The organism is Sphingomonas sp. 67-41 (assembly GCF_001899725.1).
Classification (GTDB): domain Bacteria; phylum Pseudomonadota; class Alphaproteobacteria; order Sphingomonadales; family Sphingomonadaceae; genus Sphingomonas; species Sphingomonas leidyi.
In genome coordinates this window covers 434,643-460,654 of the sequence record NZ_MKWJ01000022.1, presented here as the reverse complement: position 1 = coordinate 460,654, position 26,012 = coordinate 434,643, and the positions used below count along the sequence as shown (strand labels likewise).

Annotated in this window: 27 protein-coding genes and 1 tRNA gene; 9 read left to right on the top strand and 19 right to left on the bottom strand. The window is 68.7% G+C overall.

Going from position 1 to position 26,012, the window contains the following annotated elements; translation table 11 throughout:
* Positions 1 to 89: 89 nt before the first annotated feature.
* Both BGP17_RS13050 and feoB read left to right on the top strand, forming a co-directional pair.
* Positions 90 to 374: a FeoA family protein gene (locus tag BGP17_RS13050; RefSeq protein ID WP_275914647.1), complete on the top strand. Its 285-nt coding sequence runs from the start codon at positions 90 to 92 to the stop codon at positions 372 to 374.
* Positions 371 to 2,221 (top strand): ferrous iron transporter B, encoded by a 1,851-nt coding sequence (feoB, locus tag BGP17_RS13045; RefSeq protein WP_167300107.1) that lies wholly within the window; start codon positions 371 to 373, stop codon positions 2,219 to 2,221. Before BGP17_RS13050 ends, feoB begins: the two co-directional genes overlap by 4 nt.
* A 58-nt stretch (positions 2,222 to 2,279) precedes the next feature.
* Here feoB and BGP17_RS13040 read toward each other — a convergent pair whose 3' ends face one another.
* Complete coding sequence (locus tag BGP17_RS13040; protein WP_167300108.1) at positions 2,280 to 2,453, bottom strand: DUF4169 family protein; 174 nt, start codon at positions 2,451 to 2,453, stop codon at positions 2,280 to 2,282.
* A gap of 41 nt (positions 2,454 to 2,494) precedes the next feature.
* Here BGP17_RS13040 and ssb point away from each other — a divergent pair, with 41 nt between their 5' ends.
* A complete protein-coding gene (ssb, locus tag BGP17_RS13035; protein ID WP_286712317.1) occupies positions 2,495 to 3,067 on the top strand; it encodes a single-stranded DNA-binding protein in 573 nt (190 codons plus the stop codon).
* 30 nt (positions 3,068 to 3,097) lie between these two features.
* Positions 3,098 to 3,520 carry a hypothetical protein gene (locus BGP17_RS13030; protein WP_167300110.1) on the top strand — a complete coding sequence of 141 codons (423 nt, stop codon included), beginning with the start codon at positions 3,098 to 3,100 and terminating at the stop codon, positions 3,518 to 3,520.
* Between the two features lie 10 nt (positions 3,521 to 3,530).
* Here BGP17_RS13030 and BGP17_RS13025 read toward each other — a convergent pair whose 3' ends face one another.
* Genes BGP17_RS13025 through BGP17_RS13005 form a run of 5 tightly spaced genes read right to left on the bottom strand, consistent with a single transcriptional unit; the run spans position 3,531 to position 8,124 of the window.
* Positions 3,531 to 4,385 (bottom strand): pirin family protein, encoded by an 855-nt coding sequence (locus BGP17_RS13025; RefSeq protein WP_286712316.1) that lies wholly within the window; start codon positions 4,383 to 4,385, stop codon positions 3,531 to 3,533.
* A 4-nt stretch (positions 4,386 to 4,389) separates the two neighbouring features.
* Entirely contained in the window at positions 4,390 to 4,977 is a 588-nt protein-coding gene (gene metW / locus BGP17_RS13020) for a methionine biosynthesis protein MetW (RefSeq protein ID WP_286712315.1), read from the bottom strand.
* Positions 4,974 to 5,411, bottom strand: coding sequence for a GNAT family N-acetyltransferase (locus tag BGP17_RS13015; RefSeq protein ID WP_286712314.1), 438 nt, complete (start codon positions 5,409 to 5,411; stop codon positions 4,974 to 4,976). The genes metW and BGP17_RS13015 overlap by 4 nt, the downstream gene beginning before the upstream one ends.
* Positions 5,408 to 6,544, bottom strand: coding sequence for a homoserine O-acetyltransferase MetX (gene metX / locus BGP17_RS13010; protein WP_286712313.1), 1,137 nt, complete (start codon positions 6,542 to 6,544; stop codon positions 5,408 to 5,410). The genes BGP17_RS13015 and metX overlap by 4 nt, the downstream gene beginning before the upstream one ends.
* Positions 6,545 to 6,576: 32 nt before the next feature.
* On the bottom strand, positions 6,577 to 8,124 hold the full coding sequence (locus BGP17_RS13005) for a flavin monoamine oxidase family protein (protein WP_286712312.1): 1,548 nt from the start codon (positions 8,122 to 8,124) through the stop codon (positions 6,577 to 6,579).
* A gap of 84 nt (positions 8,125 to 8,208) precedes the next feature.
* Between BGP17_RS13005 and hisC the strand changes: the two genes are divergently transcribed.
* Together hisC and BGP17_RS12995 are read left to right on the top strand one after the other, a co-directional pair.
* Positions 8,209 to 9,306 carry a histidinol-phosphate transaminase gene (gene hisC / locus BGP17_RS13000; RefSeq protein ID WP_286712311.1) on the top strand — a complete coding sequence of 366 codons (1,098 nt, stop codon included), beginning with the start codon at positions 8,209 to 8,211 and terminating at the stop codon, positions 9,304 to 9,306.
* A complete protein-coding gene (locus BGP17_RS12995) occupies positions 9,306 to 10,214 on the top strand; it encodes a prephenate/arogenate dehydrogenase family protein (RefSeq protein ID WP_167300117.1) in 909 nt (302 codons plus the stop codon). The genes hisC and BGP17_RS12995 overlap by 1 nt, the downstream gene beginning before the upstream one ends.
* Before the next feature lie 119 nt (positions 10,215 to 10,333).
* On the opposite strand, the gene BGP17_RS12990 is transcribed toward BGP17_RS12995, so the two are convergent.
* From BGP17_RS12990 to ftsE, 4 genes are read right to left on the bottom strand one after another with little or no spacing between them, the layout of a single operon-like run.
* Positions 10,334 to 11,017, bottom strand: coding sequence for a lysophospholipid acyltransferase family protein (locus BGP17_RS12990; protein WP_286712310.1), 684 nt, complete (start codon positions 11,015 to 11,017; stop codon positions 10,334 to 10,336).
* Positions 11,017 to 11,547, bottom strand: a complete 531-nt coding sequence (locus BGP17_RS12985) for a YdcF family protein (RefSeq protein ID WP_286712309.1) — start codon at positions 11,545 to 11,547, stop codon at positions 11,017 to 11,019. The genes BGP17_RS12990 and BGP17_RS12985 overlap by 1 nt, the downstream gene beginning before the upstream one ends.
* Complete coding sequence (locus BGP17_RS12980; protein WP_286712308.1) at positions 11,544 to 12,428, bottom strand: cell division protein FtsX; 885 nt, start codon at positions 12,426 to 12,428, stop codon at positions 11,544 to 11,546. The genes BGP17_RS12985 and BGP17_RS12980 overlap by 4 nt, the downstream gene beginning before the upstream one ends.
* Positions 12,425 to 13,126 (bottom strand): cell division ATP-binding protein FtsE, encoded by a 702-nt coding sequence (gene ftsE / locus BGP17_RS12975; RefSeq protein ID WP_167300121.1) that lies wholly within the window; start codon positions 13,124 to 13,126, stop codon positions 12,425 to 12,427. The genes BGP17_RS12980 and ftsE overlap by 4 nt, the downstream gene beginning before the upstream one ends.
* A 157-nt stretch (positions 13,127 to 13,283) precedes the next feature.
* On the opposite strand from ftsE, the gene BGP17_RS12970 reads away from it, so the two are divergent.
* Positions 13,284 to 14,033: an MJ0042-type zinc finger domain-containing protein gene (locus BGP17_RS12970; protein ID WP_167300122.1), complete on the top strand. Its 750-nt coding sequence runs from the start codon at positions 13,284 to 13,286 to the stop codon at positions 14,031 to 14,033.
* Here BGP17_RS12970 and BGP17_RS12965 read toward each other — a convergent pair.
* Entirely contained in the window at positions 14,014 to 15,366 is a 1,353-nt protein-coding gene (locus BGP17_RS12965) for an MATE family efflux transporter (protein ID WP_286712307.1), read from the bottom strand. The genes BGP17_RS12970 and BGP17_RS12965 overlap by 20 nt on opposite strands.
* A 129-nt stretch (positions 15,367 to 15,495) precedes the next feature.
* On the opposite strand from BGP17_RS12965, the gene BGP17_RS12960 reads away from it, so the two are divergent.
* A tRNA-Leu gene (locus tag BGP17_RS12960) sits at positions 15,496 to 15,582 on the top strand.
* Between the two features lie 164 nt (positions 15,583 to 15,746).
* On the top strand, positions 15,747 to 18,725 hold the full coding sequence (locus BGP17_RS12955) for a TonB-dependent receptor (protein WP_286712306.1): 2,979 nt from the start codon (positions 15,747 to 15,749) through the stop codon (positions 18,723 to 18,725).
* A gap of 7 nt (positions 18,726 to 18,732) precedes the next feature.
* Here BGP17_RS12955 and BGP17_RS12950 read toward each other — a convergent pair whose 3' ends face one another.
* From BGP17_RS12950 to flgG, 8 genes are all read right to left on the bottom strand, one after another.
* Positions 18,733 to 19,704: a flagellar motor protein MotB gene (locus tag BGP17_RS12950; RefSeq protein ID WP_167300125.1), complete on the bottom strand. Its 972-nt coding sequence runs from the start codon at positions 19,702 to 19,704 to the stop codon at positions 18,733 to 18,735.
* A gap of 41 nt (positions 19,705 to 19,745) precedes the next feature.
* The gene (gene motA, locus BGP17_RS12945; RefSeq protein WP_286712305.1) at positions 19,746 to 20,609 is read right to left on the bottom strand and encodes a flagellar motor stator protein MotA; all 864 of its coding nucleotides are present in this window, start codon (positions 20,607 to 20,609) and stop codon (positions 19,746 to 19,748) included.
* Between the two features lie 185 nt (positions 20,610 to 20,794).
* A complete protein-coding gene (locus BGP17_RS12940; RefSeq protein ID WP_286712304.1) occupies positions 20,795 to 21,694 on the bottom strand; it encodes a flagellin N-terminal helical domain-containing protein in 900 nt (299 codons plus the stop codon).
* Positions 21,695 to 21,700: 6 nt separating this feature from the next.
* A complete protein-coding gene (gene flgK / locus BGP17_RS12935; protein ID WP_286712303.1) occupies positions 21,701 to 23,044 on the bottom strand; it encodes a flagellar hook-associated protein FlgK in 1,344 nt (447 codons plus the stop codon).
* Complete coding sequence (locus BGP17_RS12930; protein ID WP_167300128.1) at positions 23,041 to 23,400, bottom strand: rod-binding protein; 360 nt, start codon at positions 23,398 to 23,400, stop codon at positions 23,041 to 23,043. The genes flgK and BGP17_RS12930 overlap by 4 nt, the downstream gene beginning before the upstream one ends.
* Positions 23,397 to 24,497 (bottom strand): flagellar basal body P-ring protein FlgI, encoded by a 1,101-nt coding sequence (locus BGP17_RS12925; RefSeq protein WP_167300129.1) that lies wholly within the window; start codon positions 24,495 to 24,497, stop codon positions 23,397 to 23,399. Before BGP17_RS12925 ends, BGP17_RS12930 begins: the two co-directional genes overlap by 4 nt.
* A 17-nt stretch (positions 24,498 to 24,514) precedes the next feature.
* Positions 24,515 to 25,210, bottom strand: a complete 696-nt coding sequence (locus BGP17_RS12920; protein WP_167300130.1) for a flagellar basal body L-ring protein FlgH — start codon at positions 25,208 to 25,210, stop codon at positions 24,515 to 24,517.
* Positions 25,211 to 25,219: 9 nt separating this feature from the next.
* Complete coding sequence (gene flgG, locus BGP17_RS12915) at positions 25,220 to 26,008, bottom strand: flagellar basal-body rod protein FlgG (protein ID WP_167300131.1); 789 nt, start codon at positions 26,006 to 26,008, stop codon at positions 25,220 to 25,222.
* Positions 26,009 to 26,012 lie beyond the last annotated feature (4 nt).

The window sequence follows — 26,012 nt, the reverse complement described above, 5'->3', positions numbered from 1 at the left end:
CGCTGCGGCCAGGCCGTCCCCGGGGGGATGGCCCGGTGCGGGGACGGGGCAGGACATATCCTACTGGCGTACCCTCGTCGCAATTGATAATGACTCGCAGCATGAATGCCCCCGCTGCGATTCCCGTGCCCGTACCGCTTGCCAGCCTGCCCCGCCACAAGCCCGCGGCCGTCGCCACGATCGACTGGAGCAAGCTGAGCGAGCCCGAGGGCCGGCGCCTGCGCGAGCTGGGGCTGGACGAGGGCGTCGAGGTGGAGCTGCTCCACAAGTCGGGCCTGCTCGGCGGCGGGCCGATCGCTTGCCGGATCGGCCGGATGATCGTCGCGCTGCGCCGCCACGTCGCTTCGGCGATCCACGTCAGTCCCGGCGCATGAACGCCGCGCCGCTGGTTGCGCTGGTCGGCAATCCCAATGCCGGCAAGAGCGCCCTGTTCAACGCGCTGACCGGTGCGCGGCAGAAGGTGGGCAATTATCCGGGCGTCACCGTGGAGCGCCACGCCGGCCGCCTGTCGCTGCCCGATGGCCGCCCGGTCGAGCTGCTCGACCTGCCCGGCACCTATAGCCTCGATCCCTCCTCCCCCGACGAGGCGGTGACGCGCGACGTGCTGTTCGGCAAGCAGCAGGGCGAGAAGCTGCCCGATGCGATCATCGTGGTGGTCGATGCCACCAATCTCGACAATCACCTGCGCTTCACGCTCCAGCTGGCTGCCCTGGGCCTGCCCATGGTGGTCGCGCTCAACATGGTCGACATGGCCGAGCGCGACGGCCTGATCCTCGACGCTGCGGCGCTGGAGCGCGAACTCGGCGTGCCGGTGGTCGCCACCGTCGCGGTGCGCAAGCGCGGGATCGACACGCTCAAGGAGCGGCTGGGCGAAGCGGTCAGGGGCAATCACAAGCTGCGCGAGGGCGCGGGCGTCCAGCACGACATCGTCGTCCTCCAGCGCCGCGCCCGCCAGATCGCCGCCGCGGTCACCGTCTCGGAGACGGCCGCGCGCCGCTGGACCCACCGGATCGACGCCGTCGTGCTCCATCCCGTCGCCGGGCCGATCATCCTGCTCGCGCTGATGTTCGTCATGTTCCAGTCGGTCTTCGCCTGGGCCGAGGCGCCGATGGGCTGGATCGAGGCGGGCATGGCCTGGCTCGAGGGCGCCGTCGCCGGTGCGCTGCCCGACGGGTTTCTCCGCGACTTCCTCGTCCAGGGCCTGATCGCCGGCGTCGGCGCCGTCGTCGTCTTCCTGCCGCAGATCCTGATCCTCTTCGCCTTCATCCTGGTGCTCGAGGCGACCGGCTACATGGTCCGTGCCGCGATGCTGATGGACCGGGTGATGGCCGGTGTCGGCCTGTCCGGCCGCGCCTTCATTCCCCTGCTCTCCAGCTTCGCCTGTGCGGTGCCCGGCATCATGGCGACGCGCACGATCGCGGACGAGAAGGACCGGCTCACCACCATCCTGATCGCGCCGCTGATGACCTGTTCGGCGCGCCTGCCGGTCTATGCGATCATCATCGGCGCGCTGATTCCCGATCGCGCGGTGCTGCCTGGCATCGGGCTGCAGGGGCTGGTGCTGTTCGGGCTCTACATCCTTGGCATCGCCGGCGCCTTCTGCGCGGCGCTGCTGCTCCGCCGCACGGTGACAAAGGGTGCGACTTCGGGCTTCATGATGGAGATGCCCAAATACCAGCTGCCGCGCCTGCGCGACATCGTGCTCGGCCTGTGGCAGCGCGCCGAGATCTTCCTGAAGCGGGCCGGCACCACCATTGCCGCCACCGTCGCCATCCTGTGGCTGCTCGCCACCTTCCCCCAGGCGCCGGCGGGCATGAAGCAGAGCGAATATTCGATCGCCGGGCGCATCGCGAGCGGGATCGAGGTGGTGGTGAAGCCGATCGGGTTCAATCACGACATCGCGCTGGCGCTGCTTCCGGCGATGGCCGCGCGCGAGGCGGCGGTGGCGGCGATCGGCACCGTCTATGCGGTCGACAATCCCGAGGATGCCAAGGGCGAGGCGACGATCACCGAGAATCTGCGCAAGCGCTGGAGCCTGCCGACCGCGCTCGCCTTCCTGATGTGGTTCGTCTTCGCGCCCCAGTGCATTTCGACGATCGCGGTGACGCGGCGCGAGACCAATGGCTGGAAATGGCCGATGTTCATGATCGGCTATCTCTTCACGCTCGCCTATGCGGCGGCGGGGCTCACCTATTGGAGCGCGGTGGCGCTGGGGCTCTAGATCCGTCCTGCGTTCCTTCCGTCATCCCCGCGCGGGCGGGGTGACGAGGGTGGGGCGCTCAATCGCGCCTGGCATCGTCCAGCGTCTTCGCGATGCGCGCCTTTTCGGCGGCCTCGGCCTGCTTCTCGGCCCTGGTGCGGCCGAAGCGCGCGCGATTTTCCTGTGCACGGATCGGCTTCTCGGCCCTTGCCCTGGCCTTGCGCGCCTTGTTGAAGTTGATGATCTCGGCCATATCCTCACCAAAGCATCTACAGATTTCGAAGCGGAGTTTCCATGGCGGGCAGCGTCAACAAAGTGATCCTGGTGGGCAATCTTGGGCGCGATCCCGAGAGCCGCAGCTTCCAGAATGGCGGCAAGGTGGTCGAGCTGCGCATCGCCACCTCGGAAAGCTGGAAGGACCGCAACTCGGGCGAGCGCAAGGAAAAGACCGAGTGGCACACGGTCAAGGTCTTCAACGAAGGCCTGGCGAACGTCGCCGAGCGCTACCTGCGCAAGGGCAGCAAGGTCTATATCGAAGGTGCGCTGACCACGCGCAAATGGCAGGATCAGAACGGCCAGGACCGCTATTCGACCGAGATCGTGCTCCAGGGCTTCAACTCGGTGCTCACCATGCTCGACGGCGCGCCCGGCGGTGGCGGTGGTGCTGGCGGCGGCTTCGGCGGCGGCCGCGCATCTGGCGGTGACGATTGGAACTCGGGCGGCGGCGACGAGTTTGCCGGTCAGTCGTCCAGCCGGGGCGGCGGCAATTTCAACAGCGGCGGCCAGCGTTCGGGCGGCGGCGGCGGTGGCGGCGGCAGCTTCGGCGGCGACTTCCCGGACGATCTGGACGACGACGTTCCGTTCTGACCTTCGGAAAGGATTACCATGCGCGGCGCGGTGACTGGATTGGCCTTGCTGGCGGCGGCCTGTGGCGGCCCCAAGACGACCAGCGATCCCGCCGCGCAGAATGTGATCGAGGCGACCTCGAAGGGCGTGCCCGCCAAGGTCGCCGCCGGCACCTGCAACGACAAGCCCGATTTCGTGCCGGTCTACAAGGAAGCCAAGATCATCAGCTGCACCAGCGGCGATGTCGCGGTGACGGGGAAGCGCAGCGGCACGGTGATCTACACCGATTTCGCCACGCCCGCGGCGATCCTCGCCTGGTCGAAGCAGCAGGCCATCGCATCGGGCCTGTCGCTTGGTATCGAGGACGGCAAGTCGTTCAGCGCGACGGAGGGCGACCGGCGCACGCTGCGGGTGATGGCCGAATCGGGCACGGCGACCACCAACGTCACCGTCAACTGGGGCGTGAAGCGCTAGCGCCGGAAATTCAGGCTTCGACGATCTCGGCGACGCCGAACCTGCCCGCCTGGTAATCGGCGAAGGCCTGGCGGATCTCGGCCTCGCTGTTCATCACGAAGGGCCCATGCGCCACGATCGGCTCGTCGATCGGGGCGGCATGGCCGAACAGGAACAGCGCGGGAGCGTCGGCGGCGATCGTCACCGCGTCGCCGGGGGTCAGCTCGGCGAGATGGAAATGCGCGACCGCCGTGCCTTCCACGTGGAACACGCCCCGCACGGCATAGAGGAACACGTCGCGCCCCTCGAGCCCGGAAAAGGTCACGCTGCCGCCGGCCGCGATCTCCACCCAGCTCAGGAAGACGCCGGTCAGCGAATCGACCACGCCCCTGGCCTGGCCGAAACTGCCCGCGACCAGGTGGACGGTGGCACCGTCGACGGCGACCGACGGAATCGCCCCGGCCTGTGCGCCGACATAGCGCGGCGCTGTCATCTTGAGCCTGGAGGGCAGGTTCACCCAGAGCTGGAGGATCTCCATCGGCCCGCCGTCACGCTTGAACTCGGCGGGCGAGACTTCGGCATGGACGATGCCGCTGCCCGCGGTCATCCACTGGATGCCTCCGGCGCGAATGATGCTCGCATGGCCGGCGCTGTCGGTATGCGCCAGTTCGCCCGCCAGGATGAACGTCACCGTCTCGAAACCGCGGTGCGGATGCGGGCCGAAGGGCAGGCCGCGATTGTTCGCCGGATAGGTCTGCGGGCCGTGATGGTTGAGGAACAGGAAGGCGCCGACATGCCCGATCGCCGGGCCCGGCACCGGCCGCCGCGTGACGAGGTCGCCGATGTCGTCGCGAAAGGCCGGGTGCACCCGCTTCACCGTCCGCATCGCATCACCTCCTCAGCAGGAACACCGCATGTTCGGCGAACAGATTGGCCATCGCCGAGCCGCAGCGCTGGTCGCCCGACAGGAACCAGCTGCCCTCCAGCGTGATCCCGCGCCCCTGCACGAACGCGCGAAAATCGTCGACGGTCACATGGTGGATGTTGGGCGTGGCATACCATTCTACCGGCAGCAGCCGCGTCACCGGCATCCGCCCGCCGAACAGCAGCGAGGCGCGCACCCGCCAATGGGCGAAGTTGGGGAAGGAGACGAAGGCGTGCTTGCCGATGCGCAGCAGGTTCTCCAGCACCAGGTCCGGGTGGCGGGTGGTCTGCAGCGTCTGGCTGAGGATGGCATAGTCGAAGCTATGGTCCGGATAGTCGGCCAGGTCGGTATCGGCATCGCCCTGCACCACCGAGAGGCCCCGGCCCACCGCCGCCGCCACGTCGCCCGCGTCGAGCTCGAGCCCGCGCGCATCGACCTGGCGGGTGTCGCGCAGCGCCGCCATCAGCGCCCCATCGCCGCAGCCCACGTCGAGCACGCGGCTGCCCGCCGCCACGTTCGCGGCGATGATCGCCAGGTCCGGGCGCAGAGTCATCGCGTGTAGAGATCCACGTCGTGCCGTTCCATGCAGCGCTCGGGATGCGGGATCTGCGTCCAGCCGAGCTTGGCATAGAGGGGCTGCATGTCGCGCGTGAAGAGCAGCCAGCGGCGCAGGCCCGCCAGCTCGGGGTGCGCCTGCACCGCTTCGAGCATCTGCGTCGCCACGCCCCGGCCCCGGTGTGCCGGCAGCACGAACACGTCCGCCAGATAGGCGAAGGTGGCATGGTCGGTGATGATCCGGGCAAAGCCGACCTGCTCGTTCTGGCCGGCCTCGTCCTTGGCGAAGGCGCCGGCGCAGAAGGAATTGCCGATCGCGTTCTCGACGATGTGCCGCGGGATGCCCTTGGCCCAATAGGATCCGCTCAGGAACGCGTGGATCAGGTCGAGATCCAGCTCGGCCTTGTCGAACGAGATGCGATAGTCGCTCATGCCGTCCCCGCTTCCAGGAAGCCGCGCACCACCCGGTCGAGCTCGGGGCTCTCGAGCAGGAAGGCGTCATGGCCGAAGGGTGATCTCAGTTCGACGAAGCTCGCCCGCGCGCCCGCCGCGTTGAGCGCATGGACGATCGTGCGCGATTCGCTCGTCGGATAGAGCCAGTCGGTGTCGAAGCTGACCACGCAGAAGCGCGCGCCGCTGCCCCGGAAGGCGCTGGCGAGCAGCCCGCCATGCTCCTCGGCCAGGTCGAAATAGTCGAGCGCCCGGGTGATGTAGAGATAGGAATTGGCGTCGAACCGGTCGACGAACGCCAGGCCCTGGTGGCGCAGATAGCTCTCCACCTGGAAGTCGGCGTCGAAGCCGAAGGTCTTGGCGCCGTCCGGTTTCTCCGGGCGGCTCTGCAGCTTGCGCCCGAACTTGGCGGTGAGCCCCGCCTCGGAGAGATAGGTGATATGCGCCGCCATCCGCGCCACCGCCAGCCCGGCGGCGGGGGGATCATTGTCGGCATAATAGTCGCCGCCGCGCCATTTGGGATCGGCCATCACGGCCTGGCGGCCGACTTCGTGGAAGGCGATGTTCTGCGCGGAGTGCCGTGCGGCGCTGGCGATGACCACGGCCGAGGCGACGCGCTCGGGAAAGGTCGCCGCCCAGCTCAGCGCCTGCATGCCGCCCATCGAGCCGCCGACCACGGCGAACAGCTTTCCCACGCCGAGATGATCGAGCAGCATCGCCTGCGCACGAACCATGTCGCGGATGGTGATGACCGGGAAGCCCATTCCCCAGGGGTTGCCCGTGGCGGGATTGACCGTCGCCGGCCCCGAGCTGCCCAGGCAGCTGCCCAGCACGTTCGAGCAGACGACGAAATAGCGATCGGTGTCGATCGGCTTGCCCGGCCCCACCATCCGCGCCCACCAGCCGGGCTTGCCGGTGCGCGGATGGGTGGAGGCGACATGCTGATCGCCGGTCAGGGCATGGCACACCAGGATCGCGTTGCCGCCATCGGGCGTGAGGGTGCCATATGTCTCGTAGCCGATGTCGAGCGGCGACAGCAGCCCGCCGCCGTCGAGGCGCAGCGGCCCCGGCAGCGTCACCGAACGGCCAGTGCCATAACGCGGATCGTCGGACATTCCGCGGTCGTTAGGAGGCTGTGCGTTCCGGTTCAAGCGGCCTTGGCATCGATCCGCCTGCCAAGGACGGCGGCGGCGGCCATCCGCCCGGTCTGCGCGGCGCCGTTCATATAGCCCGGAAAGGCATCGGAGAGATGCTCGCCCGCGAACCAGATCCGCCCCGCATGGGGAACCTGGTCGTCGCCCTCGCCCTCGACGTACAGCAGCTTCGAGAAGCGCGTGAGCTGGCCGGGGGCATAGTTGCAATAGGCGCCGAGCGTGAGTGCCTGGGCATGCCAGTTGGTGCGGGTGAAAGGGCCGGTGGCGGCCTCGACCAATCCCGGGATCGCGGCGGCGGCGCTGTCGGCGAAGCGCGCGGCGAGCGCGGAGGGCGCTTGGCCCTGCGCGCGCAGCACTTCGTCGCCGCCCAGAAACCAGGTCCAGACCGGCGAGAGCCCGTCCTTGCGGTGGACGCTGCCGTCCCAGCCCAGTGCCCAGCCGGCACGCGGATCGGTCTGCCACAGCTCGCCGCCCACGCCCATCGGCCGGCGCCACGGCATGGCATTGGTGCCCGACTGGACCTTCTCGTTGAAGCCCAGCTCCATCTCGCCGATAAAGGCGCGCCAGGCGGCGGGAAGCGGCACGCGGAAATCGATCTGGCGGGTAAGCGGCCCGGGCACCGCGACGATCAGCGTATCGGCATCCGCGGTCGAACCGTCGAGGAAATGGAGCTTCAGCCCCGGCTCGACGCGGTGCAGGCGCTTGCCGGTGGCGATCCGATCGGCATGGAACGCGCTCATCGCCGCGATCAGCGCCGAGCTGCCGCCCTCGATCACATAGCGCTCGTCGGCGCCGCCCAGCACTTCGGCACGCCGGCCGTCCACTGTCGGCAAGTTGAAGATCAGCTCGATCGCCGAGGCGCGATTGGGCTCGACGCCATATTCGGTGCGGCTGGTCGCCTCGAGCAGCTGGCGGACCCAGGGCTCGCGGACCCGGGCGGCGTGCCTTTCGAGATAGTCGTGGATCGACAGGCGATCGAGGCGGGGCGCGACGCGGGCATGGTCCCGGTCCAGCCGGTCGGCGTCCTTCCCGATCTGCGCGGCGATCGGACGCAGCGCCGCGGCCAGCTCCGCGTCGCTCACGAGCCGGCCGTTCGCGAGGATCAGCGTATCGTGCGGCTCGTTCTTGCGGTCGAGCAGCGCCACGCCGAAGCGCGCGAGCAGCGCATGCATGTCATAATGGTCGGTGTTGACCAGCTGGCCGCCCGCCTCGAACGTCCAGTCGCCCGATCTGTGCGTGTACATCCGCCCGCCGGTGCGGCCGCGGCCTTCGTACAGAAAGGCATCGATGCCGGCCTTGCGCAGATGATGAAGCGCGCTGAGGCCGGCGATGCCGCCGCCGACGATCGCCACCCGCCCGGGCGGGCGCGCCGCGGCGGCGCGGGGAAAGGTGCCCGCAATGCCGGTCGCGGCCATCGCCCGCAGCACCGCGCGCCGTGTCGCGCCGCTCGCGCCCTTGACCGGCATCGCCTCGCCGGCCGCTTCCAGATTGCGCCGCCGCGCCGCTTCCAGCGCGCGCCAGACGATGCCGTTCCCCCGCATTGCCCCTCCCTGGCTCCCTTTAACCATGAAGCCCTAGAGCCTGACCCTTGCCATCCGGTAACCATTCCGCCAAGCCGCGCGACCATGACCGCACCAGTTCCCAAGCCCTGGATCATGGAAATCGCCCCCTATGTGCCGGGGCGCTCCACCACCGATGACGGCCGCAGGGTCTCGAAGCTCTCGTCCAACGAGAACCCGCTCGGCACCTCGCCCAAGGCGCGCGCGGCGTTCCTGACCGCCGCGACCAGCCTCGAGCGCTATCCCGATGCCAGCGCCGTCGAGTTGCGCGAGACGATCGCGGCGCGATACGGCCTCGATCCCGCGCGGATCATCTATGGCAATGGCTCGGACGAAGTGCTTCACCTCGCCGCCGGCGCCTTTGCCGGCCCGGGCGACGAGATCATCTACGTCCACTACGGCTTCACCGTATATCCGATCGCCACCCGCCGGGTCGGCGCGACGCCGGTGGTGGCGCCGGACAAGGACTATGCGACCGACGTCGACGCCATCCTCGCCTCGGTGACCGAGCGCACCAAGATCGTCTTCGTCGCCAACCCCAACAACCCGACCGGCACCTATGCGCCGCGCAGCGAGATCCTGCGCCTCCATGCCGGCCTGCCCAGCCATGTGCTGCTCGTGCTCGACCATGCCTATGCCGAATATATCGAAGGCGACGACGACGATGGCGGCATGGAACTGGCCCGCACCGCGCCCAACGTGCTGGTGACGCGCACCTTCTCCAAGATGTACGGGCTCGCCGCCGAGCGGATCGGCTGGGGCTATGCCTCGGCGCCGATCATCGAAGCGATGCACCGCATCCGCCTGCCCTTCTCGATCACCATCGCCGGCACCGCCGCGGCGGTCGCCGCGCTGGGCGATACCGATTTCGTCGCCCACACCAAGGCGCACAATGCCGAATGGCGCCGCTGGTTCGCGGACGAGATCGCCAAGCTGGGCAACAAGGGCCTGCGCGCCGTGCCGAGCCAGGCGAACTTCGTGCTGGTGCTGTTCGAGGGCCAGCTCGGCGCCGAGGCAGCGTACAAGGGACTGATGGACGCCGGCTATATCGTCCGCTGGCTGCCCGGACAGGGGCTGCCGCACGGCCTGCGCATCACCATCGGCACCGAGGAAGAGACGCGCGGGGTGATCGCGGCGCTTCGCAGCCTGGCGGGCGAGGACTGATGCTGCCCTTTGCCCGGGTGACGATCATCGGCCTGGGCCTGATCGGCTCTTCGATCGCGCGCGCAGTGCGGCAGCACATGCCGAGTGCGCGCGTGACCGGCTTCGACGCCGATCCGGCGGTGCGCGAGACTGCCTTGCGCATCGCGCTGTGCGACGACGTCGCGGACACCGCCGGCACTTCGGTGATCGACGCCGATCTCGTCATCCTGTGCGTCCCCGTCGGCGCGATGGGCGCGGCGGCGGCCGGCATCGCCGCGGACCTGCCCGCCGACGCGATCGTCAGCGATGTCGGCTCGTGCAAGGAAAGCGTGGTCGAGGCGGTGCGCACCGCGCTGCCGGACGCGACCTTCGTTCCCGCGCACCCGGTGGCGGGCACCGAGAATAGCGGCCCCGAGGCCGGCTTCGCCTCGCTGTTCCACGGCCGCTGGTGCATCGTCACGCCGGTGGCGGGCACCGACGCACTGGCCGTGGAGCGGGTGCGCGAATTCTGGAAGCGGCTGGGCGCCGAAGTCGAGACGATGGCCCCCGACCATCACGATCGCGTGCTGGCGGTGACCAGCCACCTGCCCCACCTGATCGCCTATACGATCGTGGGCACCGCGTCGGACATGGAGGAAGTCACCCAGTCCGAGGTCATCAAATATTCGGCCGGCGGCTTCCGCGACTTCACGCGCATCGCCGCCTCGGACCCGACGATGTGGCGCGACGTGTTCCTGGCGAACAAGGAAGCGGTGCTCGACATGCTCCAGCGCTTCTCCGAGGACCTGACCGCGCTCCAGCGCGCGATCCGCTGGGGCAAGGGCGACGAACTGTTCGAGCTGTTCACGCGCACCCGCGCCATCCGCCGCTCGATCATCGAGCAGGGCCAGGACGACGCGGCGCCCGATTTCGGCCGCACGCACGACTAGCTTCCCGCGGAGCGACGCCGACGTTCCGCCGGAAGGTCGCGAACGCCTGCGCCCGCAGGATCCCGTCGTTCCGACAGGCGAAAGCGCGGCCGGACGCCGATCCGGCCGCGGGCGGCGGCTCAACCGTTCAGTGCGTTGATCCCCGCATGCACCCGGGCCTCGGCTTCGGCGCGAGGCAGGCCGGGCGGGATCATCGGCTCGAACCGGAAGGTGACGACGCCCGGCTTCTTGATTCCGTGCTTGGGCCATACATGGCCGCTCTTCACCGCGATCGGCACCACGGGCAGGTCGAGCATTCGATACAACCCGGCAAAGCCCGAACGCAGTTCGGGCTTCTCGCCCGGCTTCACCCGCGTCCCCTCCGGGAAGATCATCACCGATCGGCCCTGCCGCAATGCGGCTTGCGCGTCCTTCATCATCGCGCGCAGCGCCGAGGCATTGGCGGTGCGGTTGACGATGATGACGCCATAGCGCCGCGCCGCCCAGCCCCAGAGCGGGATCCGCGCCAGCTCGCGCTTCATCACCGTGGCGGGCGAGCCCAGCAGCCGGCTCAGCTCCAAGGCCTCGAACAGCGATTCGTGCTTGCCCGCGAACAGCACCGGGCCCTTGGGTATCTCGCCCTCGATCCTTACCCGGATCCCCAGGATCCAGCGCGCCGACCAGCGCATCAGCGCCACCCAGCCCATCGCATAGCTGCGCAGCGCGTCGCCGCCCAGCACGGCGACGAAGGGCACGAGCAGCACCATCGGCACCGACAGGCCGTAGAAGAAGATCGAGAAGGCGAGCGTGCGGAGCAGGTTCATCAGCTGGCGCCGAGCAGCAGCGCGATCCGCCGCACGAGATATTTGTGATATTCGCGGAACAGCATCGCGAAGCCCGGCTGGCTGCGCACCGGATCGCCGATCACCTCGACGCCCTTCAGGGCATGGGCCAGCTCGAGCCGGGCGCGCGGCATGTGCCAGTCGGACGTCACCAGCCGCACCGTCCTGTACCGGTGCTCCTTCACCCATTCCGCGGTCTCCTCCGCGTTGGAGCGGGTGTCGACCGCCTGCCAGCCCAGGTCGACGCAGCAGCGCATCAGCTTCCGGTCGATCTTGTATTCCGCGGCGAACTCGCCGGGGCGCACATCGGGATCGACGCCGCTGACCAGCATCCGCTGGGCATCGCCCGCGCGCAGCACCTCGAGCCCGCGGTCGATGCGCTTCGATCCGCCGGTCAGCACCACGATCGCGTCGGTCTTGCGGTTCTCCAGCGGGTGGCCGAGCGAGAGCATGAACGCCGCGAAGCCGAGCAGCCAGGCGATCAGCACCAGGGCAATGAGGCGCAGGATCACAGCGTACGGCCCAGCGCACGCAGCACGGTGCTCCGCGCCGCGAAGGTGGCGAGCAGCGCGAAGCCCAGCGGCAACAACAGGAGCAGGAACCAGTCGCGCTGCTGCAGCGCCACGCCGCTCAGCATCTCCGAGCCCACCAGTGCCATGCGCGACTGGAGGAACCAGACGAGTCCCAGCGCCGCCGCGGAGCCGAGCAGGCCGCCGAACAGCGTGTCGAACGCGATCCGCCGCTGGAACAGGCGGGCAATCTGGACATCGGTGGAGCCGAGCATGTGCAGCACATCGATGGTGTCGCGGTGCGTGTCCAGCCCCGAACGCGCGGCGAGCAGGACCACGGCGGCAGTGGCGGTGGCGATCAGCAGCATCAGCCCCACCGCGAGCCAGCTCATCGTGGTCATGAAGCTGCGCACCGGCGAGAGCCATTGCGCATGCCGGTCGATCCGGGCGCCCGGGGCGATGGCCCGGGCAGTGCGCTCGACCATGGCCAGGCTGCTGCCATGCACCTCGACGTCGATCATCGCCGGCATCGGCAGGTCGGGATCGAGCCCGGTATCGCCCAGCCAGGGCTTGAGCAGCTCGGCGAGCCGCTGGCGATCGACTTCGGCGGCGCGCACCACGCCCGGGATCCTGGCCATCGCCGTGCGGATCGCCGCCGCCTCGCCGTCGCGCGTCGCGGCGTTGGGTTCGACGATCTGGATGGTGAGCCGCCCCGCCAGCTGGCGGTCGAGCTGCGCGGTGGCGGCGAACATGCCAAGCCCCAGCGCACCGGCGAGCACGGTCAGGAACAGCATGATCGCCATGATCCAGGTCATGGCGCGGGTACGCCGGCTCTCGTCGAGCAGGCGGCGATCGGGCGCATTGGGGTTGAGGCTCAGCTTCATGCGCGCCCCGGCGGATTGCGCAGCGCGCCGGTGGGGTCGTTGAGCCGGCCCTTTTCGAGCCGCATCATGTGCGCGTTGGGAATGCGGTTGAGCAGGTGGAAGTCGTGCGTCGCGACCACGACGGTGGTGCCCAGGCGGTTGAGGCTGTCGAACAGGTGCAGCAGCCGCTCGGCCATGTCGGGATCGACGTTCCCGGTGGGCTCGTCGGCGACCAGCAGTTCGGGCCGGCCGATCACCGCGCGGGCGATGGCGATGCGCTGCTGCTCGCCGCCAGAGAGCGTGGGCGGCCGGGCCCGGCCGCGATCGGTCAGCCCCACCCAGGCGAGCATCTCGCGCACCGGTGCCTCGATATCGCCTTCGGACACGCCCGCCACCCGCAGGGGGAGCGCGATATTGTCATAGGCGGAAAGATGGGGAACGAGGCGGAAGTCCTGGAACACCACGCCGATCCGCCGGCGAAAGCCGGGCAGGCGGGCACGGGGCAGGGCGCCTGCATCCTCGCCGAACAGCCGCACCGTGCCGCGGCTAGGCCGCTGGGCCAGATAGAGGAGCTTGAGCAGCGAGGTCTTGCCCGCGCCGGACGGTCCGGTGAGGAAATAGAAGGCGCCCGTATTCAGCGAGAAGCTGACGTCCGAGAGAGTCTCGTCGCCCGAACCATAGCGCAGGCCGACATTCTCGAATTGAACGATGCTGGCCATCTGGCTCCCGGCGCTTCCCTCGCCCCTGCCATCGCACAGGCGCAGACGGGTCACAAGAAGCTGGGGATACTCGGGCACGGGACTCTTGTGGGCGCGAATCGATGGGTCTAGAATCGTGACAATCGGGCGACAGGCCCCGTCTTGTGAGCCGCGCGTAATGATCCTCGAATGCAGCCAGTGCCGTACTCGCTATCTGGTGCCCGACAGCGCCATCGGCGCCGATGGCCGCACCGTGCGCTGCGCGAGCTGCAAGCATAGCTGGTTCCAGGCGCCGGCCGCGCTCGACCTGACGACACGGGCCACGGCTGCCGACGGCCCGGTCACCCAGGCCTCGGATCGCGTGGCCGAGACGCCGCGGCGCGAAGCGCCGGCGCCGCGGGTGTTCGACGACGCCTCGATCACCGCCGCGGCCGGCGGGCCGGCGCCGGACTATGATCCCTTCGCGCCCCAGCCGCCGTTCAAGCCGCGGCGCAATCCTGCCCGGCGCTGGACCGCGGCCGCGGTCGTGGCCGGCTTCTCGATGCTGCTCGGTACCGGGGCGATCCTCTATTCCGGCGCGCCCGGGCTGGCGGCACAGATGGGGCTCGGCCTCGGCATGGGCAGCGAAGTCGAGACGCCGCTGGTCTTCGCCGACAAGAATGCCGAGTTGCGGACGCAGACCAATGGCAGCGAATTGTTCATGATCTCGGGCAAGGTCGCCAATCCCACCTCGGACAAGCAGCGCGTGCCCGACATCCGCATCGAGCTCCGGGACAAGCAGAACCAGCTGGTCTATAGCTGGCGCGTGACGCCGCAGGTACGCGAGATCGGTCCCAAGCAGACGATCGACTTCAATTCGGCCCAGCTCGATCCGCCGCGCAACGCAAGCACGGCGCGGCTGAGCTTCGCTACCGAAATCGGCGGCTGACCCACCAGAGCCGCGCGCCATGGAGCGCGGCGGCCACGACCATCCCGAATCCCGAAGCGAGGACGAGGCCGGTCGCGCCCCAGCCCGCGAGGTGAACAAAGGCCAGCCCCGCCCCGCCGGTGACGAGGAAGAAGGCGATCACCGAGTTGATGCCGGCCACCACCTGGTCGCCCAGCGAGCGCAGCGCATAGACGCATACCACCTGGATCCCGTCGAACAGGATGAAGGGGGCCCAGACGGGCAGCATGGCGAGTGCCAGGCCATGCACCTGGGGTATCGCCGGGAACAGCGCGACGAAGGGGTGCGGTATCAGGATCAGCAAGGCCGCGAGCAGGCCCGTCGCCAGCGCAGCCAGCGCGGCGGCGATGGCGGCGCGGTGCGCCGCTTCCCGGGGGACGCCTTCGCCCACCGCATTGCCCGCGCGCACGCCCGCGGCCGATCCAAGCCCCAGCGCCACCGAGAAGGTCACGTTGTGGATCGAGAACACGATCTGGAAGGCGTGGGTGGTGACTTCGCCCAGTTCGGTCGACAGGGCGATCAGGATCGAGAAGCCGACCAGCTCGAGGCCCGAGGCGATGGCGGGGACCAGGCCGAACAGCGCGAGCCCCAATGCCCCCTTTAGCGAGGCGCGGCTGAAGATGCCGGCCAGGTCGTGCACGCCGCGCTGCCTTGCCCGGGGCAGGGTCCAGGCCGCGCCGATCATCCCCGCCGCGCCCAGCGCCGAGGCGATCGTGGTGGCCAGCGCCGCGCCGACGGCGCCCATGGCGGGCAAGCCGAGATGGCCGCCGGACAAGGCCCAGGCGAGCAAGGCGTTGATCGGCAGGATCGAAAGGTTGACGACCGTCACGCGCTGCGGCCGGCTCACCCCTTCCAGGAAGAAGCTCGCGGTGACGATGAGCAGCTGGAAGGGATAGGCGAGCGCCATCACCCGCACGACGTCGGCGGCGAGCGGCGTGATCTCGCCCGCCACGCCGATGCCGCGCAGCATCGGTTCGGCAAGGGCGAAGAGCGTCAGCGCGCTGATCATGCCCAGCGCGATGGCGAGCAACAGCCCCTGGTGGAACGCGCGGCCGGTGCCGGGCAGGTCCTTCGCGCCATCGGCACGCGAGACATGGACGAGCACGCCCGAAAGCGCGCCCAGCCCCATCACGATGCCCGGAAAGGTGAGCGCACGGCTCGCCCCCAGCGCGGCCACTTCCTCGGTGCCGGTGAAGCCGACGACGATCACGTCGGTGACGTGCAGGATCGTCCAGTTCAGGCTGGTCAGCGCCACCGGCCAGGCGAGCGACAGGATTCGGCGCATCTCGGCGGAAAGATCGGGGGAGAGGCGCATGGGAGGGCGCGCTTAGCGGATTTCGCGCCGTTTGGAAAAGCGTACGGCAATGGCTTGCATTGTCCGGAACGCGTTGCTAGGGGCCGCTGCCTTACCAGCCGTCGGTATTCATTCGACGGAGTTTCACGTGCGGTCGTGGCGGAACTGGTAGACGCGCAACGTTGAGGTCGTTGTGGCCGAAAGGCCGTGGAAGTTCGAGTCTTCTCGACCGCACCAGTGAAAGATGCAGCGCCCGGCGGAGCCGGGCGCAGCCCTCCCCGCGGTACCGCGATTTTTTCCAGAACCGGGCAAACTTCTGCGACAAGTGGCGATTAGCCACGCCCCATTCATGCAAGCGGTGTCAGGTGCGCCGCGGGGTTTTCGACGAGGGTGGGGGATTGATGCGTTCGACGTTGAAGCTGGGTTGCGCGGTTGCCGGTCTGCTCGTCGGTGCGATGCCCGGTGGGGCATTGGCCCAGGCGCAGCAGCAGCCCGCGCCTTCGCCGACCCAGGATCGTCCCGCGCGGCAGCACCCTTCGCAGCCGGCCGCCGCGCAGGAGCAAGGCACGGACGAGCTGGGCGACGAGGGCACGATCGTCGTCAACGGCGTCCTGCCCGGCGCGGTCAAGACCGACGTCAAGCCCGAGGTCCAGCTCAATCCGGCCGATATTCGCGCCTATGGCGCCTCGAACGTCTCGGAACTGATCACGGCGCTGCAGGCGCAGCTTGGCAGCAGTTCGGGCCGCGGCGACGAGCAGCCGGTGATCCTGATCAGCGGCCGCCGCTCGAGCATGAACGAAGTCCGCGACCTGCCGACCGAGGCGATCGAGCGGATCGACATCCTGCCCGAGGAAGTCGCGCTGCAATATGGCTATGGCGCCACGCAGAAGGTGATCAACTTCGTGCTGCGCAACCGTTTCCGCGCGCTCACCACCGTGCTGGAAGGGCAGATGCCCACTGCCGGCGGCAATGCGACCGAGAGCGCGAACCTCAATATCCTGAAGCTCAACCGCGACGGGCGCGTGACGCTCGACGTCAAATATAATCAGAATTCCGCGATCCTCGAGAGCGAGCGCGGCGTCAGCCGCGTCGGAAACGCGCTGTTCGATACGCGCGGCAACATCACCGGCATCGGCGGTGCGGAGATCGATCCCGCGCTGAGCGCGCTCGCCGGCATGCCGGTGACGATCGCCGGCGTGCCGGCGGGGGCGGCGGGCAGCCCGCAATCGCTCGCCGCCTATGCCGCCAATGCCAATGATCCCAACGTCACCGATCTCACGCCCTATCGCACGCTGGTGGGACCGGCGAAGAACCTGACGATCAGCGGCATCTACAACCGCGCGCTCTCGCCCAAGGTGAGCGCCACCGCCACCGTCAATCTGGACGTCAACGAGAGCGAATCCTGGCTCGGCCTGCCGAGCGCGACCTTGCTCCTGCCCGCCGGCAACCCGTTCTCGCCCTTCGGCCAGAATGTCGAGCTGCGGCGCTATTATGACAATCTCAATCCGCTCACCCGCTCGAGCGGCAGCCAGTCGCTGCGCGGCGAAGTGACGATCAACGGCGACAGTTCGCCCTGGATCAACAGCTGGCGCTGGTCGGTCAACGCCAATTACCAGCAGACCGGCAGCGACACGACGACGACGCGCGGCGTCGATCCCGTCGCGATGCAGGCGCTGCTGAATGCCAACGACGCCAGCTTCAACCCGTTCGCGCCGATCCCCTATGGCCTGGTCGGCAGCCGGCCCGACGACTGGACGGAATCGACCACCAAGGTCGGCAATGTCGAATTCCTCACCAACGGCCCGCTGTTCAAGCTGCCCGCGGGCGACGTGACCACCAGCATCCGCGTGGCGGGCCGCACCAACGACCTTTCGGGCAAGTCCTTCCGCGCGGGCCAATACAGCGCCAGCGACATCTCGCGCGACACCGGCGCGGTGCGCGGCAACATCACCATCCCGATCACCAGCCGCCGGCGGGCGGTGCTCGATGCGATCGGCGACTTCTCGGTCAATGCCAATTTCGAGATCGAGCAGCTCTCGGACTTCGGCCGGCTGACCACCACCGGCTATGGCTTCAACTGGTCGCCGATCACGCAGGTCCAGGCGATCGTCAGCTTCATCAACGACAGCAACGCGCCGACGCCGGGCCAGCTCGGCAATCCCGTGGTCACCACGCCCAACGTGCCCATCTATGATTTCGTGCGCGGCGAAAGCGTCAACATCACCCAGATCACCGGCGGCAACCCGCTGCTCGGCGCCGACAGCCGGCACGTATTCCGCCTCGGGCTCAACATCCGGCCGTTCACCGAGACCAATCTCGGCATCGTGGTGAACTACACCAATGTGCGCTTCCGCAACGCGATCCAGAACTTCCCCGGCGCTTCGCAGGAACTCGAGGCCGCCTTCCCCGATCGCTTCGTGCGCGACGGCAGCGGGCGGCTGCTCAGCCTCGACACGCGCCCGGTGAACTATGACCGGACCGCGCATTCCGAACTGCGCTGGGGCTTCAACCTGTTCATTCCCATCGCCTCGCCCCAGCAGAAGCGCATGCGCGAGCGCCGCGAGGCGTTCATGAAGGCGCGTGAGGAATCGCGCCGCACCGGCCAGCCGATGCCGGCCGAGATGACGGCGATGTTCGACCAGTTCCGGCGCCTCGGCCAGCAATCGAGCCTGTTCGGCGGCACGCTGGGCCAGCAGTTCCGCGGTCCGCGCCCCGAGGGGCAGCAGGGCCAGGGACCGCAGCCGGGCCAGGACCAGGGTCAGGGACGCGTACAGACCGACGGGCCGGGCCAGGGCCCTGGCGGCGGCCCGGGCGGCGATGGCCCGCGCCGTTTCGGCGGCCCCGGTGGCGGGGGCGGCGGCGGTCGCGGCGGCTTTGGCGGCGGCGGCGGTGGGAACCGCATCCTGCTCAGCGCCTATCACACCTGGGTGCTCAAGGACGAAATCCAGATCCGGCCGGGCCTGCCCGTGATCGACCGGCTGGACGGCGAGGGCTCGCAGTCGATCGCCGCGCACCGGGTGGATTTCACCGCCGGCATCAAGCGCGACGCGCTGCTGCTCCAGCTCAACGGCAACTGGCAGAGCGGCACCCGCACCACCAGCGGCACCGCGGCGATTCCGGGCAGCGCCACCGAGCTGAACTTCGGCAGCCTGGCCAAGCTGAACCTGCTGGCCGAGTTCAATCCGGGGCAGGACATCGACTTCCTGCTCAAGCACCCCTGGTTCCGCGGCTCGCGGGTGCAGTTCCGGATCGACAATCTGTTCGATGCCCGGCAGCGGGTGACCGATCAGAACGGAATGACGCCCGCAGCCTATGCGCCCAATCTGCGCGATCCCATCGGCCGCACGATCAAGCTCACCTTCCGCAAGCAGTTCTTCTGACCGGCGATCAGTGCGGCAATGGCGTCCCGGCCTCGCGGCTGGCGCGCAGGCCGGGCCGGAAGCGGCCCTGCTGGTCCTGGTCCATGATCCGGCGATAGAGCAGGGTGATCGAGACGCGGCGGTTGCGCGGATCGGCGGGGTTGTCGACGATCAGCGGCTCGCGGTCGGCCACGCCCTCGATCCGCTCGAAGCGCATCTCGGTCACGCCGCCGGAGAGAAGCCGCCTGCGCGTGGCTTCGGCGCGGCCGCTCGACAACATCCAGTTGTTCATCGCCAGCGGGTCGCCATAGCCCAGGCTGTCGGTATGGCCGCGGATCATGATCGGGTTCTCCATGCCCTTGATCGAATCCGCGATCGTGCCGATCAGCGCGCTGGCCTCGGGCACGAGCGCCGTGGTGCCCAGGTTGAACATCGAATAATTGGCATCGTCGAGCAGGTCTATCCGCATCCCGTCGCGCGTCGGCACGAAGCGGACGTGATTGGCGAGCTTCGATAGCGCCGGCGTCGTCCGCATCCGCTCGCGGATGCGCTTGGCGGTCTCGTCGAAATTCTTCTGGTCCTGCTGGGTCAGCGCGCGCTGGTCCTTCAGCGTGCCCTTGGCGCCGGTGCCGACATTGTTGCCGCCGCTGCCGCCCACCGGCACGGTGAGCGCCCGGGTGCCGGTCTGCGAGGCCTTGCCCGGATAATTGTCGCGCTGGTTGATCGCCTCGCCGCCGAACAGGCCGTTCGAGCCGGCGCTGTTCTGCTTCAGCTCGACGAGCGTCGGCGCGAAATAATCGGCCAGCGCCTTGCGCTGCTTCTCGGTGGTGGCGCCCAGGATCCAGAGCAGCAGGAAGAACGCCATCATCGCGGTCACGAAGTCGGCATAGGCCACTTTCCAGGCGCCGCCGTGATGGCCGCCATGCCCCTCGACATAGATCTTCTTGACGATGATCTTGGGTGGCGCGTTTATGCCATGGGGAGCGCGCGCGGTCGCCATCTATGCGGCTCCTGCCGCAGGGTCGGTGCCGGACAGCACGATCAACGCCCCCGCAGCCCGTCGAACACCTCGCCGAAGCCCGGCTGGTTGGCGTGCGCGATGCTGGAGCGGGCGGCCTCGATCACCAGCGGCTGCGGATGGCCGTGGAGCGAGGCGATGATGATCTGCTTCACCACGTGATAGATTGCCGAATCGGCGTCGATCACCTGCTGCAGGCGGCCCGCCAGCGGCGCGACGATGCCATAGGCCAGCAGCACGCCCATGAAGGTGCCGACCAGCGCCGAGCCGATCATCGCGCCCAGGATGCTCGGCGGCTTGTCGATCGAGCCCATCGTCTTCACCACGCCGAGCACGGCGGCGACGATGCCGAGCGCCGGCAGCGCGTCGCCCAGCGACTGGAGCGTGGTCTGCGGGCCCTGCACCTCGTGGTGGTGGGTCTTGATCGAATTGTCCATCACCTCCTCGACCGCGTGCACGTCGAGCGTGCCCGACGAGACGACGACGAGGCGGAGCGTGTCGGTGATCAGGTTGATCAGCGTGTGGTCGGCGAGCAGGCGCGGATATTCGGCGAAGATCGCGCTCGACTTGGGATCCTCGACATGCGGCTCGAGCGCGATCGGCCCTTCGGTCCGCAGCATCTTCATCAGCTTGGAGACCAGGAAGATCGTGTCGAGATAGTCCTGCTTCTTGTATTTGGGGCCCTTCAGCACCTTGATCAGTCCGCCGCCCAGCGCCTTCAGCTCCTTCATCGAATTGCCGATGACGAGCGCGCCCATGGCGGCGCCGCCGATGATCAGCATCTCGTGCGGAATGGCCTCGAGCACGGGGCCGAGCGCGCCGCCGGTGATCGCGAAACCACCGAAGACCATCGCGAGCAGGATGACGAGGCCGATTGCCGGAAACATGTGCGCGAAGAACCCCTGTTTTGACGTCTCGGTTAACGACCGTTTCGCCGTTATCTTCAGCGGAAAAACGTGGTTAATTCGTTACCGGGGCGAATTATTTCGCCGTTTCGCTTGGGTTTTCCGAAGGGATCGCCTGGCCGCGCGGCGGCGCCAGGCGAAATCCTGCATCGGTAGCGCGCAGGCGCCTACTTGATATAGTCGAACAGCGAGACGCTGGTCAGCTTGGAGAAGCTGGCCTGGGTCGCCTGCAGCACGGTCAGCGTCTTCTGCAGGTTCGCCACCGCGGTGGGGATGTCGGTGTCCTCGATGCCCGAGCGGGTGGCCTCGCGGGTTTCCGCCACGTCGGTCAGCCGGTCCGCCTGGAGATCGAGGCGCGCGCCGCGGGCGCCGACCGAGGCGCGCGCCAGCGCCACCGTGTCGAGCGAGGTATTGATCCCGTCCAGCGCCGTGGCGCCGGCCGCCTGCACGTTGCCGCCTGCCTTGAGCGCATCGGCAAGATTGCCCAGTGTCGCGAAGATATCGGCCCCGGCGGGGCTGAACACTCGCTGGCCGCTGATCGTCGGCTGGATGTTCTCGCCGTCGCCGATCGGGATGGCCGAGGGCTCGCCGGTTCCGGCGAAGCTGATCGAGCCGTCGGCGTTCTTCACATAGGCGGCATCGCCGGTCGCCCCGCCGAACAACGGCTGGCCGCGAATGTCGTCCTTGGTGTTGGCGAGGGCGAACAGCGTGTCGCGGATCGAGCTCAGCTCCTCGCCGATCGACGCGCGATCCGAAGCCGAAAGCGTGTCGTTCTTGGCCCGGGTCGCGAGTTCGAGGGCGCGCTGGAGCTGCGTCTCGACGCCCTCGAGCGTCTGGTCGGTCTGCGAGACCACGCCCTGGGCGACGGTGATGTTGGCCTTGTAGGTCGCGTCCGCGGTGGTGGCGCGCTTGATCTGCTGCAGCTTGATATAGGCCGCCGCGTCCGAGACCGCGGTCACGCCCAGCTTGGTCGTGGCGATCTGGGTCTGGGTCTTGTCGGCCTCTGCGGTGAGCTGGGTCATCAGCGACACCGGCCTGCCATACATCTGCGAAGTGGAGATGCGCATGATCGTCTACCTGATATCGAGGATGGATTGCAGCGTCTCGCGCGCGATCTGGATCACGCGGGTCGACGCCTGATAGGCCTGCTGGAAGCGCATCAGGTCGACCGCCTCCTCGTCGATATTCACGCCGCTCACCGAATCGCGCGCCGAGACGGCGGCGTCGCGGATCGCGCTCTGCGCGTCGGCCACGCTGTTGCGGCCCGAAAGCGCCGCGCCATTGGCCGCGGTGAGGTCGGTCACGCCCTGCTCGAACTTGCCGCTGGTGCGCAGCGTTTCGAAACCGGCGAGGTTCGAATTGTCGCGCTGGCCTGCGCCGGCCGCCGCGGCGGCGATCCCGCGGGGATCGGTCATGACCGTGCCGAGCTGATAGGCGGGATCGCCCACCGTGAAGACCGGCTGGCCGGCATTGCCCTGCAGGTCGCTGCCCGCCGCCTGGACGGCATTGACGCCCTCGGCGAAGTCCCTGGCCATCTGGCTGATCTGGTCGCGGGCCGCCGCGATGCGCCCGCCGCTCTCGGCGATGCCGGCGAGCGCGCCGCCGCTCGGTGACATCGGCTGGACCTGGCCGCTGCTCTGCCGGACGGCGAAGGAGAAGGCGCCCTCGTCGTTGCTGACCTGCGAGACCTGGGCCGCCTGCGCGCCCTCGACCAGCAGCGGGCCGGTATTGCCGCCGGCATGCACCGCGGCCCGGCCGTAATTGTCGAAGCTTACCGTCACGTCGGTCAGCGCGCTCATCTGCTCGAGCATCTGGTCGCGCTGGTCGAGCAGCGCCGCCTGGCCGGCGGTGCCTTCATTGGCGCGGGCCAGGCCGGCATTGACCTTGGCGAGGCTGGCCGAAAGGTTGTTGAGCTGTGTGACCGCGGTTTCCGCCGAGGCCTTGAGATCGGTCATCGCGCCGTCGAGCGCCTTGCCGGTCGCGCCGAAGGCGGCGGCGACGCCGGCGGCATTCTCCAGCATCGTCGCGCGCGCGGGCAGCGCGGTCGGGTCCGCCGCCACGGCCTTGGCCGACGTGAAGAAGGCCGTCAGCTGGTCGCCCAGCTTGTTCTGGGTCAGGCTGCTGTCGATCCGCCCCAGCCAGGTGGCGCCGGCGAGCGTGCGGGCAAGGTCGGAGCTCGCGCTGCGCACTTCGGTCGCCTTGAAGGCATCGGCCGCACGGGTGACGCCGCCGACATTGGCGCCCAGGCCCGAATTGATCGCGCTGGTGTTGCCGCCGGTCGCGACGACTTCGCGGACCGTGGCGACGCGGCGCGAATAGCCCGCGGTCGCGGCATTGGCGATATTGTCCGACGTGGTGGCGAGCGCCGACTGATAGGCGCGGGCGCCACTGGCGCCGATCGAAAGCAGGTCGGTCATTTGACGGTGCCTCCTCCTTGCGCGGCTGCCGATGCGGCGCCGGGTTCCGCCGCTGTCTCGGTCTTCATGCTCCTGGCCAGGAAGGCGGTCATCGCCTTGCCGATGCCGATCGGCGCGTGCACGGCCATGCTCTGGGCGAGCTGCTGGTCCTGCATGTCGCGGAACTGGTCCTCGCCCTTGCTGTCGAACAGCCCGTCGCCCAGCTTGGCCTGGCGCATCGATTTCAGCATCATGCCGGTGAAGACCGCCTCGAAGCGCTGGCCCGCGGCTTCGAGATTCTCCTTCGACGCCAGGCGCGACGTGTCGGTCGACACGCCGCCCGACGGGCTGCCGATGGGGCCGAGCAGCTTGCTCACAGGACGATCAGCTCCGCCTTGAGGGCGCCGGCTTCCTTGAGCGCCTCGAGAATGGCCACGAGGTCCGCCGGCGACGCGCCGATCGCGTTCACCGCCTTGACGACGTCCGAAAGCTTGGGGCCCGGTGCCATCAGGAACATCGGTCGCTTCTCCTCTTCCACGCCCAACGTGCTGTGCTGCTCGGTGCGGGTCTCGCCCTTGCTGAACGGTGCGGGCTGGCTGACGCGCTGGTTCTCATCAATACGAACGGTCAGTTTACCATGCGTTACCGCCGCCGGGCTGACGCGGACCGCCGAGTTGATAACCACCGTGCCGGTGCGCGCGTTGACGATCACCTTGGCGGGCGCTTCCGCCGCCTCGACGGTGAGGTTCTCGACTTCGCTCATCAGCTCGGCGCGCACGTCGCGGCCCTCGGGGGCCTGGATGGCGATCGAGACGCCGTCGATGGCGCGGGCGCGGCCGGTGCCGAAGCGCAGGTTGATCGCGTCCTGCACGCGCTGCGCCGTGGTGAAGTCGGCACGGGCGAGGTTGAAGGTCAGGAAGGGCGACCTGTCGAAGCCGGTATCGACGGCGCGCTCGACCGTGGCCCCTTCCGGGATGCGGCCCGACGACGGCGTGTTGACGACGATCTTCGAGCCATCGGCACCTTCGGCGCCCAGGCCGCCGACCGCGAGGTTGCCCTGCGCCATCGCATAGATCTGGCCGTCGGCGCCCTGGAGCGGCGTGAGGATCAGCGTGCCGCCGCGCAGCGACTTGGCCTTGCCCATCGACGAGACGGTGATGTCGAGCTTCTGGCCCGGCTTGGCGAAGGGGGGCAGCTCGGCGGTGATCATCACCACCGCAGCGTTCTTCAGGCCCGGCGCCACGCCCTGGGGCAGCTGCAGCCCGAAGCGCGAGGCGACGCCCTTCATCGACTGGACGGTATATTCCAGATTGTCGTCGCCCGTGCCCGGCAGGCCGACGACGATGCCATAGCCCGTGAGCTGGTTGGTACGGATGCCCTGGAACCCGCCCAGGTCCTTCACGCGCTGGGCATGGGCCGCGGGAGCGGCGGCGGCGAGCGCGAGGGCGGCGAGGGCGATGAAGCGGCGGATCATCTGACTGGCTCCGGCTCTTAGAAGGGGCTGATCACGGAGAAGAACCGGCTCAGCCAGCCCTGGCGGCTGGCGCGGGCGACGTCGCCCTTGCCGGTATAGGCGATGCGGGCATCGGCGACGCGAGTCGACAGCACGCGGTTGTTCGCGTCGATATCGGCGGTGCGCACCAGCCCCTTGATCTGGACGAACTCGTCGCCCCGGTTGAGCGTCACGCGCTTCTGGCCCTGCACCAGCATCGTGCCGTTGGGATAGACGGCGGCGACGGTGACGCTGATCTCGCCCGAAAGCGCATTGGCCTGGTCGGCCGTGCCGGTGCCGTTGAAATTGCGCTTGCCGCTCACGCTGGCGTCGCTTTCCTTGAACAGCGAGAGCGCGCCGGTGGTGGGCGGCGTCAGGCCGAAGCCGCCGCCGCTGTCGAGCTTGCTGCCCGCGGACTTGGACGCGGCGGTCTTCTCGACCAGCAGGATGGTCAGCGGATCGCCCACGCGCCGCGCGCGCATGCCCTCGTAGAGCGCGGCATAGCCGTCGCCTGCCTGGAAGATGCCGCCATTGGCGGGCGGCTGGGCGGTGACCGGCGCGGGAAGCGTCGCGGAGAAGTCCTCCGTCTGCTTCTTCTTGCCGATGCCCAGGAACTGCGCCTGGGCCGGCGTCGCGGCGAAGGCGAGCCCGGCGGCGAGAAGCGTGGCGGTGGCGAGGGCGTGGAGATGCTTCATGATCCGCCCTCAGATGTTCTGGTTGACATATTTGAGCATCTCGTCGGTCGCCGAGATCATCTTCGAATTCACCTCATAGGCGCGCTGGGTCTCGATCATGTCGACCAGCTCCTCGACGACGTTGACGTTCGAGCCCTCGAGCATGCCCTGGCGGATCGTGCCGCGGCCGTCGATGCCGGCATTGCCGAGCGCGACCGTGCCGCTCGCCGGCGTCTCGATCAGATAATTGTCGCCGACCGCCTGGAGCCCCGCCGGATTGGGGAAGCTCGCCACCTGGATCTGGCCGATCTGGGTGAGGTCGGTCTGGTTCGGCATCTGCGCCGAGACAGTGCCGTCGCTGCCGACGGTGACCGAGATCGCGCCTTCGGGAATGGTGACGCCGGGCATCACCTGATAGCCCTCGGCAGTGACCAGCTGGCCCTCGGCCGATCGGGAGAAATTGCCCGCGCGGGTATAGCCCAGGCCGCCGCCGGGCAGCTGGATCTGGAAATAGCCATTGCCGTCGATCGCCATGTCGAGGCCGTTGCCGGTGGTCTGGAGCGAGCCCTGCGTCTCGAGCCGCTGCGTGCCCTGGATGCGCACGCCGGTGCCCAGGTTCAGGCCGGTCGCGTATTTGGTCTCCGCGGTCGAGGCGGCGCCGGGCGCGGTGACGACCTGATAGGCGAGCGTCTCGAAGCTGGCGCGGTCCTTCTTGAACGCGGTGGTGTTCACGTTCGCCAGGTTGTTCGAGATGACCCGCATGCGCGTATCCTGGGCGTCGAGGCCCGTGCGCGCGATATGCAGTGCTGCCGATCCCATGTTC

Bases quoted from the DNA above. Each gene is read 5' to 3' on its own strand.
- BGP17_RS13050 (WP_275914647.1), top strand. From the start codon at position 90: ATGACTCGCAGCATGAATGCCCCCGCTGCGATTCCCGTGCCCGTACCG.
- feoB (WP_167300107.1), top strand. From the start codon at position 371: ATGAACGCCGCGCCGCTGGTTGCGCTGGTCGGCAATCCCAATGCCGGC.
- BGP17_RS13040 (WP_167300108.1), bottom strand. From the start codon at position 2,453: ATGGCCGAGATCATCAACTTCAACAAGGCGCGCAAGGCCAGGGCAAGG.
- ssb (WP_286712317.1), top strand. From the start codon at position 2,495: ATGGCGGGCAGCGTCAACAAAGTGATCCTGGTGGGCAATCTTGGGCGC.
- BGP17_RS13025 (WP_286712316.1), bottom strand. From the start codon at position 4,385: ATGCGGACGGTGAAGCGGGTGCACCCGGCCTTTCGCGACGACATCGGC.
- metW (WP_286712315.1), bottom strand. From the start codon at position 4,977: ATGACTCTGCGCCCGGACCTGGCGATCATCGCCGCGAACGTGGCGGCG.
- BGP17_RS13015 (WP_286712314.1), bottom strand. From the start codon at position 5,411: ATGAGCGACTATCGCATCTCGTTCGACAAGGCCGAGCTGGATCTCGAC.
- metX (WP_286712313.1), bottom strand. From the start codon at position 6,544: ATGTCCGACGATCCGCGTTATGGCACTGGCCGTTCGGTGACGCTGCCG.
- BGP17_RS13005 (WP_286712312.1), bottom strand. From the start codon at position 8,124: ATGCGGGGGAACGGCATCGTCTGGCGCGCGCTGGAAGCGGCGCGGCGG.
- hisC (WP_286712311.1), top strand. From the start codon at position 8,209: ATGACCGCACCAGTTCCCAAGCCCTGGATCATGGAAATCGCCCCCTAT.
- BGP17_RS12995 (WP_167300117.1), top strand. From the start codon at position 9,306: ATGCTGCCCTTTGCCCGGGTGACGATCATCGGCCTGGGCCTGATCGGC.
- BGP17_RS12990 (WP_286712310.1), bottom strand. From the start codon at position 11,017: ATGAACCTGCTCCGCACGCTCGCCTTCTCGATCTTCTTCTACGGCCTG.
- BGP17_RS12980 (WP_286712308.1), bottom strand. From the start codon at position 12,428: ATGAAGCTGAGCCTCAACCCCAATGCGCCCGATCGCCGCCTGCTCGAC.
- ftsE (WP_167300121.1), bottom strand. From the start codon at position 13,126: ATGGCCAGCATCGTTCAATTCGAGAATGTCGGCCTGCGCTATGGTTCG.
- BGP17_RS12970 (WP_167300122.1), top strand. From the start codon at position 13,284: ATGATCCTCGAATGCAGCCAGTGCCGTACTCGCTATCTGGTGCCCGAC.
- BGP17_RS12965 (WP_286712307.1), bottom strand. From the start codon at position 15,366: ATGCGCCTCTCCCCCGATCTTTCCGCCGAGATGCGCCGAATCCTGTCG.
- BGP17_RS12955 (WP_286712306.1), top strand. From the start codon at position 15,747: ATGCGTTCGACGTTGAAGCTGGGTTGCGCGGTTGCCGGTCTGCTCGTC.
- BGP17_RS12950 (WP_167300125.1), bottom strand. From the start codon at position 19,704: ATGGCGACCGCGCGCGCTCCCCATGGCATAAACGCGCCACCCAAGATC.
- motA (WP_286712305.1), bottom strand. From the start codon at position 20,609: ATGTTTCCGGCAATCGGCCTCGTCATCCTGCTCGCGATGGTCTTCGGT.
- BGP17_RS12940 (WP_286712304.1), bottom strand. From the start codon at position 21,694: ATGCGCATCTCCACTTCGCAGATGTATGGCAGGCCGGTGTCGCTGATG.
- flgK (WP_286712303.1), bottom strand. From the start codon at position 23,044: ATGACCGACCTGCTTTCGATCGGCGCCAGTGGCGCCCGCGCCTATCAG.
- BGP17_RS12925 (WP_167300129.1), bottom strand. From the start codon at position 24,497: ATGATCCGCCGCTTCATCGCCCTCGCCGCCCTCGCGCTCGCCGCCGCC.
- BGP17_RS12920 (WP_167300130.1), bottom strand. From the start codon at position 25,210: ATGAAGCATCTCCACGCCCTCGCCACCGCCACGCTTCTCGCCGCCGGG.
- flgG (WP_167300131.1), bottom strand. From the start codon at position 26,008: ATGGGATCGGCAGCACTGCATATCGCGCGCACGGGCCTCGACGCCCAG.